The 13444-nt window shown below is 53.7% G+C and carries 12 protein-coding genes; 6 read left to right on the forward strand and 6 right to left on the reverse strand.

Going from position 1 to position 13444, the window contains the following annotated elements; translation table 11 throughout:
- Positions 1-168 precede the first annotated feature (168 nt).
- Positions 169-372 (reverse strand): hypothetical protein, encoded by a 204-nt coding sequence (locus tag AC2FH6_RS18510; RefSeq protein ID WP_496692260.1) that lies wholly within the window; start codon positions 370-372, stop codon positions 169-171.
- 508 nt (positions 373-880) lie between these two features.
- On the reverse strand, positions 881-2476 hold the full coding sequence (locus AC2FH6_RS18515) for a GMC family oxidoreductase (protein ID WP_496703860.1): 1596 nt from the start codon (positions 2474-2476) through the stop codon (positions 881-883).
- A 109-nt stretch (positions 2477-2585) separates the two neighbouring features.
- On the opposite strand from AC2FH6_RS18515, the gene AC2FH6_RS18520 reads away from it, so the two are divergent.
- The 4 genes from AC2FH6_RS18520 (at position 2586) to AC2FH6_RS18535 (ending at position 6704) form a co-directional block, all read left to right on the forward strand.
- Positions 2586-3824, forward strand: coding sequence for a TRAP transporter substrate-binding protein (locus AC2FH6_RS18520; RefSeq protein WP_142638251.1), 1239 nt, complete (start codon positions 2586-2588; stop codon positions 3822-3824).
- Between the two features lie 65 nt (positions 3825-3889).
- Positions 3890-4555 (forward strand): TRAP transporter small permease, encoded by a 666-nt coding sequence (locus tag AC2FH6_RS18525; protein WP_496689853.1) that lies wholly within the window; start codon positions 3890-3892, stop codon positions 4553-4555.
- Positions 4555-5913: a TRAP transporter large permease gene (locus AC2FH6_RS18530; protein ID WP_496701159.1), complete on the forward strand. Its 1359-nt coding sequence runs from the start codon at positions 4555-4557 to the stop codon at positions 5911-5913. The genes AC2FH6_RS18525 and AC2FH6_RS18530 overlap by 1 nt, the downstream gene beginning before the upstream one ends.
- An 11-nt stretch (positions 5914-5924) precedes the next feature.
- A complete protein-coding gene (locus AC2FH6_RS18535) occupies positions 5925-6704 on the forward strand; it encodes an IclR family transcriptional regulator (RefSeq protein ID WP_496678596.1) in 780 nt (259 codons plus the stop codon).
- A gap of 553 nt (positions 6705-7257) precedes the next feature.
- Here AC2FH6_RS18535 and AC2FH6_RS18540 read toward each other — a convergent pair.
- The 3 genes from AC2FH6_RS18540 to AC2FH6_RS18550 form a co-directional block, all read right to left on the reverse strand.
- Positions 7258-7608: a DUF1194 domain-containing protein gene (locus AC2FH6_RS18540; protein ID WP_496703861.1), complete on the reverse strand. Its 351-nt coding sequence runs from the start codon at positions 7606-7608 to the stop codon at positions 7258-7260.
- Positions 7609-7715: 107 nt separating this feature from the next.
- Positions 7716-8486, reverse strand: coding sequence for a hypothetical protein (locus AC2FH6_RS18545; RefSeq protein ID WP_496703862.1), 771 nt, complete (start codon positions 8484-8486; stop codon positions 7716-7718).
- 73 nt (positions 8487-8559) lie between these two features.
- Positions 8560-9075 (reverse strand): DUF805 domain-containing protein, encoded by a 516-nt coding sequence (locus AC2FH6_RS18550; RefSeq protein WP_496703863.1) that lies wholly within the window; start codon positions 9073-9075, stop codon positions 8560-8562.
- Between the two features lie 568 nt (positions 9076-9643).
- Here AC2FH6_RS18550 and AC2FH6_RS18555 point away from each other — a divergent pair.
- Positions 9644-9943: a hypothetical protein gene (locus AC2FH6_RS18555; RefSeq protein ID WP_496703864.1), complete on the forward strand. Its 300-nt coding sequence runs from the start codon at positions 9644-9646 to the stop codon at positions 9941-9943.
- A 124-nt stretch (positions 9944-10067) separates the two neighbouring features.
- On the forward strand, positions 10068-11612 hold the full coding sequence (locus AC2FH6_RS18560; RefSeq protein WP_496703865.1) for a ShlB/FhaC/HecB family hemolysin secretion/activation protein: 1545 nt from the start codon (positions 10068-10070) through the stop codon (positions 11610-11612).
- 1348 nt (positions 11613-12960) lie between these two features.
- Here AC2FH6_RS18560 and AC2FH6_RS18565 read toward each other — a convergent pair.
- Positions 12961-13098 (reverse strand): hypothetical protein, encoded by a 138-nt coding sequence (locus AC2FH6_RS18565; protein WP_496703866.1) that lies wholly within the window; start codon positions 13096-13098, stop codon positions 12961-12963.
- Positions 13099-13444: the final 346 nt, after the last annotated feature.

Raw genomic sequence — 13444 nt, forward strand, 5'->3', positions numbered from 1 at the left:
CGACAACAGGCTCTTGGGGCTAAACCCTCCGAGAAATGCCCCGTTTATGCCCCAGCCACCCGAACCACCCGTTAACAATCATAGCGGGTTCTGCGGGGGTGCCCCTCCCACGTTGCGGGAGGAGCGGGTTAGCTGTTCCGAAGTCGAGATTTCTGCATAGCCACAGGTCTATAGCATATCCCAATCGACCCCGTTCGCCTGCCGGTCACGCTCATCCTCAAGGTTATCACGGCGGTCACCGATGGTCAGATGACGCGGGTTCACACAGCGACGGTTATGGCAACGATGCCGGATCGTCGTCAGGACAGCCTTGGGCGGTGGGTGCAAAAGAAAACCCCCGGCGAGAACGCCGAGGGCAGACAGGTACTTCATGGATCAAACTCCTGCAGTTGCTTCTTTATTTAGATGCAAGGGGTTGCTCGGTTTAGATGAAAGCGGACGTTGGGTGAAGACTGGTGAATGACCGGGTTGCGGGACTTAGCGGCCAATAGGGTTCACCGACGCTGTGCCCCTAGCCAGGCTCAGGCTCTCGACCCAGAGCTGTGTATATCTCTCTGCAAGTGAAGTACTTGTACGCCAAAAATAGGAAAGTGGACGTTCCGATTTGAACTATTGGAAAAGCAAGTAGTGTCCGCGACCGCTTATGCATGTTTCGCGAGATTGGCTTGACGTCAGAATCTGAACTGGATGCAGCACAGATCGTTGACCAAGAGTCGCCCTCCCAGATCACGGTCAGTCATGAAACAAGAGTTGGCAAAGTGCGAGTTGCGATCAGACATAATCAACAGAACAGCTTGAGCTTGCGCGACTGGCACACCGATCCATCGGTTGCGAGTGTTTTGGGCATTCTGCATCGCACACAGGCAAGATGGAGGGCCTGTCAGGCATCCGCGATTATCAAATCGCTCGCCTTTTCCCCGATCATGATTGCCGGTGCGTTGGTGTTGCCACTGACGATTTCGGGCATGATTGAACAATCGGCCACGCGCAGATTTTCTAGCCCGTGAACCCTTAGTTTAGGATCGACAACAGATGCCTCAGAGCTTCCCATCGCACAGGTGCCGGTTGGGTGGTAGATTGAGGTCGAATTCGACCTGGCCCAATCCAGCGTAGCGTCATAGTCGTTGCAATTCAGATCTGCTGTTGGTCGAAACTCTTCCGAAATCTTCGAGGCCAAAGGGTTTTTCTTGGCAATTCGCCGCGCGATATTCACGCCATCGACTATGGTCCTGCAATCTGTTTCTGTGGACAAGTAGTTCGGTATGATCTTGATATGTTTGGACGGATCGGGGCCGTTCAGGCGCAACTCCCCCCTGCTTTCCGGGCGCAGCTGGCAGACCGACATTGTAAAGGCCGAGAACGGGTGTACGCCCTCGCCCGGGCTGTCAGCGGACCAGGGTTGGACATGAAACTGTATATCGGGTGTCTCTACATCCGGGCGCGTTTTCATGAAGCCGGTGGCAAGGCTGGCCGCCATTGTCATAGGCCCTGCACGGAACAGTGCATATTTCAGAGCGATGCGCGCCTGATTGAACAGGCTGCGGACTTCATCATTCAGTGTTGGTTCATTGCACTTGAACACCAGGCGCGCCTGTAAATGATCCTGCAAGCCCTTACCGACGCCAGACAGGGTGTGAAGCGGTTCGATTCCGTTTTCTTTGAGGTGGTCCGGGTCTCCAATCCCCGACAACATCAGGATCTGGGGCGAATTGATCGCGCCGCCAGACAGGATAATCTCGCGTCGAACCTTCAGAGTTTGCTCGACCCCTGACCTGTCCCGGTAAACCAGCCCGGTCGCCTTTTTCCCGTCCAAAACCACGCGCGTCACAAATGCGTTGGTGATGATGTTCAGATTCTGACGACTTCGAATGGGTTTGAGATAAGCCACAGCCGCGCTGCAGCGACGGCCGTTGCGGGTGGTCAGTTGGAAATACCCCACGCCCTCTTGTTCAGCACCGTTGTAGTCGGGGTTGAACGGGTAGCCTGCGGCCTGTGCCGCGGCAACCCAGGCGTCGCAGATGGGGCGTTGAATGCGCATGTTCGAAACAGACAAAGGCCCGCCAATGCCGTGAAACTCATCTTCACCGCGTTCTTGATCTTCGCAGCGTTTAAACAAGGGCAAGACATCGTCCCACCCCCATCCCTCATTGCCCATTTGCCGCCAGCGATCGTAGTCTTCTTTCTGGCCGCGGACATAAAGCAGCCCGTTCAGCGAGGATGAGCCGCCCAGCACCTTGCCTCGTGGCCAGTCTATGGATCGTCCATTAAGCCCCGGATCGGGTTCAGTGCGATAGCACCAGTCAACCGACGGGTTGTGCATTGTTTTAAAATAACCGACCGGAATGTGAATCCACGGGTTGGTGTCGCGACCGCCAGCCTCCAGCAATGCGACGGTCGTATTGGGATCAGCACTCAAACGGTTGGCAATGACACAGCCCGAAGATCCTGCTCCGACTACCGCATAATCGACTTCCATAACTGTCTCCTCCCGACGCGACTGAAAAAAACTCTATGCAAGATGCGAGAAATATACTAGCATTTTTTGATACAAAACGTCTCATTAATTGCGATCAGGGAGGTAAGCAATGGAGATCGGTAAGAAACTAAGTGGCATTTCCCGGCGAGATTTTTTTCGTGTGGCCGGGCGGTATGGCATGAGTTCGACACTGCTGGCGGCAGGCGGGTTCGGTGGCGCGATGAGCCTGGCGAATCTGGCGCAGGCAGCCGAATCAACCTATGAAAAGCGCTTCTCGAAAGAGCCAAAGCACACGCTTAAATTCGGCGCATCGGGCTTTAACACCCGCAATCTGCTGATCGAACGCGCCGGCGCGATCGAGTTTGCACGCGATCTGGAAGAGCGCACGGACGGTGAAATTCGGATCGAGTTCATTGGCGACAACCAGATCTGCGGCCAGCTGAGCTGTGTTGAAAAAACCCAGCAGGGCATTGTTGATATTTACGCGGCCTCGACCCAAAACTCGGCTGGAGGCGCGCCGTATCTCAACGTGCTGGACTATGCTTACATGTTCCCTAGCCGGGCAGCGCAGTATCACTTCTTCTACAGCCCGGCGAGCCAGCGCATTCTGCGTGATCCGCTTGAGAAACGGCACGGCCTGAAGTTCCTGTTTACCCACTGTGAATTGCGCGGCCTGCAAATGGGTTCGACCTTTGCCGACAAGCCGACCGTCACCAAACTGGAAGAGCTGTTCGGTACAAAGAACCGTGTGACGGGTACGCAGCTGGGACGCATTGCGATGCAGCTGTTGAACCTGAATCCGGTACCGGTTGCATGGGAAGAAACTCTGGATGCGTTGAAGACTGGTCTAATCGACGGGGCTGAAACGTGGGCATCGGCCGTCGCATATGCCAACATGGCTCCAGTGGTGTCGCAGTCAGTCAACCTGAAATTCTTCTGCGGCACTGAACATACCTCAATGTCGGCCAAAGTGTTCGACAGTCTGGGCGGGGAGCTGCAGGATGCTGTGATGGAGTCTTCCTACTTTACGCAGGCTTTGATTCAAGGTGCCAATGAGGCGGCTTTGCTGAACACCGTCGGTTTCTCGGAACCGCAGCTGCCTGATACTATCTTCGCCGAAAATGGAGTACGTCCGGCATTCCTGCCAGATGATCAGATCAAACTGGCCGAAGAGATGTGCGCCCCGAACTACAACCCCGAACCTTGGGCGCAGTGGCGTGAGCGTTTGAACAAATGGGCCGGTGGCATCGATACCTATCAGGAAATCTACGACATCGCGCGTGAGATTCCGGCAGACACCCTGCCGGAAAACGTAGAACCGCGCCGTTGGTGGAAAGGCGAAGCCTGATACAAAAGACGAACCGGCCCCAAGCGGGCCGGTTCTAATACACACCGACTGGGAGGACGGGGTACATGTCGTTTTGGGCAGACACAGGCGCGATCTTCAGTGCCTTTCTCAGCCAGGATTCGTTCGAGATTCAATCAGCGCTGGAATCGGACGCCGCATGGGTGTTGGGCGCGGTTGTTTCAGCCATGGGCGGATTCGTGATCATGCTGATCTATCGGACAGTGCCGTTTATCGAGCGCCATCTGGAGCGGTCGGTGATGGTATATTCTTACCTCGCCATTGCGTTGATCATTTTCTGGGGCGTGATCGACCGATTCGTGTTCAACGATCAAGAACCGTGGTCCACCACTATCCCTCCCTTGTTGTTTATGGTGATGGCGTGGTTCGGGGCTACGTACAATGTTCGCCTGCGGACGCATCTGAGTTTCAATGAGTTCCGCACAGCAATGCCCCGAGGCGGGCAGTTGGCCTGTTTGATCCTTGATGCGGTGCTGTGGTTCATCTTTGCCGTGATCGTCATCGTGACGACCACGCGACTGGTTGCGTTATCGGCGTCAAATTTTCAGATCGTTCTCGGCACGGACAATATCATGCAGTGGTGGTTTTTGCTGGCCGCGCCTCTTTCGTTCTTTTTGATGATCGGGCGTGTGTTTCAGAACCTCACCGACGATCTGCAAAACTGGAAAACAGGTGAGCCGCTGATCAAGCAGGCCGTGATCGGAGCAGACTGATGACAGACGGAACTTTGGTTACACTGATCTCACTTGGGGTTACCTTTCTGTTCATGCTGGGCGTGCCGGTGTTTTTGGTCATCGGCTATTGGGTGATCGGCTGCTCATTCGTCCTTGGCTTGACGCTGGACAATATGGGGGCCGAACTGTTGAACGTGTTCAACAAAGGCTTTGCCCTGCTCGCGATGCCGCTCTTTATCCTGACCGGAGACCTGATCAACAAGTCTGGTATTGCCCGAAGGCTCAGCGATTTCGCCTATGCCTGTCTGGGCTGGATACGTGGTGGGTTGGCGATGGCATCGCTTGGTGCCTGCGGGTTATTCGCGGCGATTTCGGGATCAAACTCGGCGACGACAGCCACAATTGGTTCGATGCTGCACCCCGAGATGGTCAAAGGTGGCTATGACGAACGGTTCAGCGCGGCGACCGCTGCGGCAGGGGGTACTGTAGGGATCATTATCCCGCCTTCCATTATCTTCATCGTCTATGGCTTCTTGATGAACCTTCCTATTTCCGAGTTGTTCGTGGCGGGCATTCTTCCGGGCGCGCTCATGGTCTTTGGTATGCAATTCGCGTGCTGGATCATTTGCCGCATGAACGGGTGGGGCCATCTGATCCCTTTGCAGCTCAACCGGGTACTGAAAACGGCATTTGGCGCCTGGCTTGGATTTTTCGCCATTGGGCTGGTGCTGTGGGGCATCTACACAGGCAAATTTTCACCGACAGAAGCCGCGGGCGTGACGGTTGGCTTCTGTGTGATCGCTGGTTTGGTCAGCTATCCGATCAACCGGATTATGGGGGCCAGAAACGACATATCGCCAACCGAGAAGAGTTACGCCGAAATGTTCGTGGTCGAAGGCTTTACGATCCCCGAGATCCCCTCGATCGTCATCCGCTCGGCCCAGATCACCGGCATCCTTGCGCCGCTGATCGCGATATCAGTTGTGATGCAACAGATCTTGTCATTGCTCGGCGCGCAACAAACCATTGGAGATTTTGTAACCTCGATGGGTGGGTACTATGCGGTTCTGTTCACGTCGATGGTGATTGTCTTCTTCTCGGGTATGGTTCTGGAAAGCCTACCGGTAACCATAATTCTCGCTCCAATTCTTGCGCCAATCGCGGCCTCGGTTGGGATTGATCCAATCCATTTCTCGGTGATCTTCCTTGTGGGGGCGTCCATTGGATTCATCACACCACCTTATGGGCTGAACCTCTATGTGGCTTCAGGAGTAACAGGAGTACCCTATTTCCGGTTGCTTCGGTATACGGTACCCTATCTGGTGGCGCTTCTTTCGGTTTGGATTTTAGTGTCGCTTGTGCCCGATCTGGCCTTGATACTGCTGCCAAATAACTAGACTGTTGCAGGATGGCCGAGACGGAAACACAAGAAAAAGAAACTCAAATACCGACCAACCTCCGCCTCCTGCTGATCCTCGAGGAGGTGGCGCGGCGTGGCGTTTCCGTAAAACCATCGGATCTGATTGAGGCATTAGGTCTGGCCAAGCCAACAATTCACCGTCTGCTGCAAACCGCAGAAGCCGAGGGGTTTCTGCAGCGGGATCTCGATGGCAGATCATATGGCCCGGGACACCGGCTGCGACTGCTATCGGTCAACACCATGTCGTCCGAGCATTTGCGCACTGCACGACTGGCGATCTTGCGCAGTGTGGCTGAAACTGTTGGCGAGACATGTAATCTCGCCATTCCAGACCGCGAGGGCATGATCTATCTCGACCGGGTGGAAACGAAGTGGCCCCTGCGAATTCAACTGCCGGTCGGGACACAGGTGCCCTTCCATTGCACGGCCAGCGGCAAGATGTACCTGTCCACACTACGGCAAAGAAAGCTGGATGGGTTTCTTTCGGCAGGACATCTACAACCACAAACCGAACGCTCGCTGACCGATCCCAAGGCATTGCGATCGGAGATCCGACGTATCTCTGAGAATAGTTATTCCACCGATGACGAGGAATTCATGACCGGAATGACTGCCCTAGCAGTACCCGTTCAGGATGGACAAGGCCGATTGGTAGGCACGCTTTCGGTTCACGCGCCGACACAACGTCATGACGTCAACAGTCTGATGTCGTTTCTGGGCATACTTCAGAAGGGAGCGAAGCAGCTTTCGGCTCTTTTGAGCGAGTGACTAATGCTTCAGATGACAGTCAAAGCGTGATTTTTTTCACCAGCTGCGAATTCGATCATCGACCGGTTTGGAGAATTCTGCACCAGAACGGATGAGAGCGCGATAAAAGTTCCGTGTATTCCGTTCGTTCAACTTTGCAGAGTCGACATTAGCGCACCGCTGCCATTCCTAGCTAGCGCAGCATCTGTCACTCTGGGCTCTAACCAGTTCCTGGCAGTACTACGCGTGTACGTCCGCTCCCCACCCAACCCGCCAGCACCAGCGACCAGTCTTCAGCCCCCGGAATCGATCGTCAGCGGTCGTCTTAGCGGCAGTGAACGGTTGATCTAGCAGTTGGAAATGCCCGTCGCAGAGCTTAGCGAATTAACCATAAGCGTACAAATTTCGCTCGGTTCGTACAAATCGATGTCAATAAGTTTGTCTACTCACACCGTATCGAAGATTCACCATCATTTGTGTGGTTCCATTGGAAGCGCGGAAAACTAGTTTCCCTTAGAATATTGCTGCTGGCTTTTTTGTATCGAGCCGCGGCTGGTTGATGCAAAGGCCGATTCTAGGGTTCGCTCCAGATATGTTGGTTCCGTTCCCAGATCTTCTCGCCAATCAGGCAGTCTGAGGGTGAGGCAAGTTGCGCCTTCATAACCTCTCCTATTGCTGGCGCTGACCCAATTTCCAGTACCAATTTTCTTCGTACGCCCTCCGCAAAGCCCTGCCAGTCAAGCACCGGGACTACGAATGAACCAGGTCCGCCTGTCACACAGTTCTGGTAGTAGACGTCAAGATCGTCGAAGTGCCACTGACTCCCCATACCTTCGCGGGCCATCAGCGGTAACCCAATTATAATAATCGACTTCGACAGTACAGCGTCACGGGCCCGCAAAACCAGGCGGAAGTTGCGAAACATCAGCCGCTGCAGCTGGTGAGGTCCAAACAAGGCCCGAAGCAAGCACAATCCCGGAAACCAAACCTTTCAACTGGCGCACTATTTGGGAAGCTGGTTGGAAGGTAGCATCAATTGCATTGATCATACCTGTAGTCCCCGTACTCCAGCCAGTTTGCCGAGCCTTCGCTAAAAATCAGAAATTCGGACCTGTCTTCCCCAAGCAGGGCGACGACAAATCCGGCCGGTGGCTCAGAGTTTCCGAAGTAACTGTAGGCCGTCATGGCTCTGATCCACTCGCCGCTGACTGCCACTCGCGCGTCCCACTCCCCCTCCGGGTTTTCCAAAATCATAGGTTCGATCACGCGTTTTATCGCACCGCCTCCACAATAGACGATGCCTTCGGGTGCTTCATAGGAGGCTCCCTGGCTGGCATCCGAAGCGCACTCAGAACGAAGGGACCGAATTGCCGCGCGGGAACCTTTTAAGTCGAAGATTCCATAGCTGACATCTTGATCAATCATCGACAAATTAACCGATGCATTGGCCGCAAGCTGGTCCAATACAAAACCATAGTCCTGCTGACTATTGAAACTGATCTCGACGGGATAATTGTCAACGATCAGCAACACAGCGTTTTCAGCGCCAACCTGAAATGCCCCAACCTCGGTGGTGCCGTTCTTCAAAAAACGAAAGGAAAGCCCTTGCTTCTCCGCAATGTCCTGGCTGTCCTCATATCCAGCTGGAGCAAAGCGAATACGGTTACACTGAAGCTCTAGCGTCATGTTTCCGGTCTGAATAAATGCATTGGGATTAGGCCCGGAACTGAACGACCACTCCGCCGATGCTGTGGTCGCCATTGCCATCATTAGCGTTCCAATGGAAATCGGTCTGAAACTCATTTTCTCTCTCCATGGTGTTGCGGTTTGCACTTTCATTCAGCAGAGATTCCGACCTGTTGCCCCCACAGCGAGGTCAGGAAGCAGGTGCGCCGTATTCGTTTGCGCCTTCTTGGGAAGGTCGTGTCAGCCACCAGATCATCAGAATGGACAGAACGATTTGCAGAATTGAGACAACGACAATACCGGTCAAGCCCAGGACTGCCGCGGGTCCTCGCAATGCATCGGGGTTTTCGGTCCCTTGCTCCAATACCGAAAAGAACGCCACCCCACCCAGCATAACAAAAAGCGTTGTAATGCTGAGCACCATCGGCAGCAGCAAGTACCAACCAGGTCGTCCTGTATCATGCAGCCTCCGCCAACCGGCGGCTAGCATTGGTATGAGAACGGCCAGTTGAAAAACAGAGGACAGAACCCGAGATCCTTGGCCTGTTTCGGGGTTTGTCCCGAACAGGATCGAATCCAACCCGGCAAAAACGGCACTTACGAGAACCACAAACAAGAAGAACCACCAGTATTCTGAGCGTATAGCCCGCCCGGAGAACTGGAAGTATTTCGAGAAACACGTTTTAACTGCTTCACCGAATCCCATCTTTCATTCCTTTCTCAGTTTCTGTGCGGTCTCAAAACATTTCGCCGCTCAGGAGAACACACTCTCCCCTCTGGGTACTCCCACTTACCTTTTTGTTTGAAAGCAGAAGCCTATCGTACGAGAGCGTAAAGAAGTTTACGCGCGGAAAAAATGTTGATTTATGAAAAAATATATTCGAACATACGAATTCGACACAACTATTTTTACCTCCGTTGTTGTCGCTGTCGCCCGATCTACCGGGCCCTTCCGACTGCTGGAGTGAGTGCCGGCGGTCGGAAGGCACTTCACAATAATCTGGCTTGGGAGAACACGATGCTCAGACTTAACGTACTCGCCCTCTCTCCCAAGTTCGCTCTAGCTTTTACCAGTGACGTCATACGGCCATCACGCGTTGTTGGCGGCCTCGGTAGTCAACGTAATGTCGTTCTGCCCCACAAGCCCCGCGCGGCAAGTTTTTGGGAAAGGTAGTCAAAGGATCGAGGTGTGTTCTGTTGGCTGCACAGACGCAAAAGCTTCAAACATGCGCATCCAATTTCACTAATTTCAAAGGAACCTGAGGGAGAAAAAAATGACTAACAAGAAGGTTATGATTGCAGGCATGACATGTTTCGCATTGCTTGCAGCCTGCGACGACACGAGTACGTACAGCGCGTCCGCCGAGCTCACGCCCGCTCAGCAGGCATGTTTACGGGATGTAGCCAACGCGACGAACAATTCGCAAGTCGTGGTGCTCTCATCTGCGTTTAGCGAGGCGGGAACACAAGTTACTGTCGGCGTAGGTGCGGATCGCGCTCCGTGGAATTGCATTGCCTACAGTGATGGCGCGACAGCTGGTATCGAGTTCCTTGGCGACGAAGGCGCATTGTAGTCTGTTTGCTGTGTATCTCGAAAGCACCAGTCGTGATCAAATTTGAATAACGGCAAGCTTAGACATTCAAGCCTCGTAATAGGTTTGGGTTTTAACATGCTCAATCATGCTAAGGTTGTAGAAAATGCCCGTAACCAACTCGGTTGTAATTGCGATCATTTGCACTTTTGTGGCCATTGTTTCAGTTCCAAAATACAGCATTGCACAAACTTGGGACATAGCATCACAGCACTCTGTCAGCGGCGTAACGGTGTATGATTCAGATGAGCTGTTAACTTTTGCCGGTCAGTTGGCCTTTGATCGATCAGGGCGCATCACAGCGGTGGAGGTCGCATCAACGATCACGCAGATCTACCGAGAAGACGGCTATTTTTTGGCTGAGGCCTGGCCTGGCCCCGATGGGCAGAGCATTGTTGTTGATGAAGGGCGTATTCAAACCATCGAAATTGAAGGTGTAGATACGCGCACGTTCCAAACCTTGGAAAAGATCTTTCGCCCCCTCACCACCGCATATCCAATAACTCTCAAACAATTTGAGCGGGCGGTTATGTTGGCTGAGGACATACCTGATTTGGAATTGTCGACCGAACTTGATTATCCGGATCAGGCAGGTGCTAGGCTGAGAGTATTGGGAGAGCCTCTGCGCAAACAAGCCGGGAGTGCGACACTCGACAACCCTCCGCGTGAGCTTGGAGAAGCGCTCAGCTTCTATGTCGTACATGAGTTTTATTCGACGCTGACCGTCGGGGATTTACTGCGCTTTGAGGGATCAGGCAATTACAATTGGGACAAAGACGACGAACACTCTTTGTGGGGCGCTGTTACCTATCGCACGCCGCTGAACAGCAATGGTCTCTACGGTGAGATTTTCTACGGAAACATAAACGCAAAACGTGACCTCTCGGGGGATTTTGCAAGAACGGATATTGACGGCGAGAACTTCACCGTCGCGATGGGTTACCCCGTGATCCGCGACGTAGCCCGATATGGATATTTTCTGCTGGATTATCGCCTTTCAAAAGCGGACTCAGTCAGTGGCGGCGTTCCATTGTCCAGTGACGCGAGCGTTGTTGGTCTTACGTATCTTTACGGGCAAAACTATCCAAAAGGGCAAGCTCTGGAAGCGGGGCTAACCTTATCTTTTGGTGACAATGACAATGACACGACAGACGCAAATTTTGACGACGGAGACTCTTCGTTCTGGCATCTGCGGGGCGGCATCGGATACGAAAGCCCACTGACGGCTTTGGCACCCAACACAGCTTGGCGCACCGAGATCTGGGGCCAGTTCACAACCGACCGGCTGCCCTCGGTCGAGGAGTACTTCCTTGGTGATCGCTATGCATTGCGCGGCTATCGGTTCGACGAAGTAGACGGTGATTCCGGGATTTCCGCGATTTTCGAAGTGTCGCACTCCTACTTTCCAAGTTCCCAAAGCATTCATCGCTTAACGCCTTTTGTCTTTTTCGACGTGGGTTACATCTCGAACAATGACCCAGCGAGTTTTGAAGTTGATAATGCTACACTGGCATCGACAGGTCTGGGTTTGGACATTGAGTTTAAGCAAAACCTATTCCTGTCCGGATATGTCGGTGTCCCTTTGAGAGATGGCCCTTTGACCGACTCAGGCGATCCTGGCGCGTATCTTGCTCTGACAACAAGTTGGTGAGGATGTTATGAAACGGAACTGCATTGTTTTACTTACCGCAGCTTGTTTGGGCGCAGAGCTGGCCGCTACGCAGGTCGTCGCGCAGGGAAATCATTTTGGGTGGTGCCGTGGCGTAGGGAATCCGCACCAGTCGAGCCAAGGATGTGGGCAGGCCGGTGGGCAAGGGGCAGGCAATCAAATTACCGGCCCAACGCAGCCGGTGGCAAATCAGTTGCCGCCTAAAGGAACGCAGCAAACGCCCACATCAGTTACTGTTCCAGTCCTTGCGCCGGGCGCGGTCCCGAACGCAATTCCCGGTCAGGTTCCTATTGCGACACCAATAGCGGTTCCAGGTCAGGTTCCCACACCGGTCCTAGCGCCGACCCTAGTTCCGCCTTTGACACCAAACGCGACACCAAGCCGGGTTCCGACAGCTGTTCCAAATCAGGTTCCCTCATTGGCTACCGGTCCTACCGCGGTGCCACCGCAAGTTCCGACTGCAACTCCCAATCAAGTTCCGATAGCTATCCCTGGCCAGGTTCCGCCTCAAGTTACTGGCCCGACGGCTGTGCCGCCCCTTGTGCCAACAGCGACACCCAACCAAATACCAGTCGCAGTGCCAGGCCGTGTTCCGCAACCCAGCGGCACTACAGCGACGCCACCGCTTGTCCCAACCGCAACCCCCAATCAAGTTCCCACGGCGGTTCCTGGCCAGGTTCCACAGTTGACACCAAAACCTACGGCAACTCACGTGGCCGTCCCAGGACATCCGAAGCCACAAGGCGTCGTGACAATCATGCGCCCAAAGCCGAGGCCGACAACCGGTACTGTTCAGCAACCTGGCACAACACAAGTGACCCACCATTTAACCCACCAAAGTAATTCAAAGAAACACGATCACGTCGCAGCAACACCTGGACGGCATGACCCGCACGACCTGCCGAGGTTCCGCAGCGCGGCGGCCAAGGAAAACTGGGAATGCGTTGCCAGCGGATTTGGACAGCGCCGGTATGACGCTGGGCGGGGCGTGTTACTGAACAACGGAGCATTGCGGCACCTCGGTAACGTGGACGCAATGGCTCGTGATGTACCAGCACGGCACCCGAAGCATTCCGGATGCATTATCTCGGTCAAACGAAAGCAGCGCTGAAGCTCGCTGGGTAGGTTTTGCTCGGGTAATGAGATTAATCGACCAATAGTTCGTCAATTGTCATCTGGATAATTGGATTTCGTATTGCCTTTAATCCCTGGCGCTTACGTTGGCTGATGTAGCCCAACAATGCTCCGTACCCAAATTTACTTCAAATAGGCCAACAATCTAAAGTGCCGCACTTCCGCGAAAAGCCTCCGACCATCTGGGCCGGTCAAATTAGGCAAGCGAAACATTGAACGGCAACTTTGCAAAGTCAGCTTTCTGCGCAAAGCCGCCGTTAGCAACGACAGTTGCTGCAATCGCGGCGAATGTCGGCTCAGTGGCCACCTGCTCAATGCCCGCTTCGGTTTGCATGAAGATCGCGGCTGGGAATATTTCTACAAATAGCCGCGTCGCGCCATGCTGTGGGCTCAGAAGTCACTTTGATTTTTTCCGGGAAATCGTGCCAAATTGTCCGAAAGCCGCCGCGCTGCTAAATCAGTTCTTTGTATTCGTACTTTTTACCAAGCGGTTGTCTCGGCACACAGCTTCGGGCAATGCAAAACACACTGATGGATGTAATGGTAGATACACAAAGCAGATATCAGATCAAAGCCTTGATATTGAATAATTTATCTTAGCTAAATGGTGCCCGGGGGCAGTGTTCTATTCCCGTTACAGGCACCCTCATCAGGTCTCCCGTCAGCAAAACAAGGCGTAT

The sequence above is a fragment of the Ruegeria sp. CDSC045 genome, from assembly GCF_059610725.1.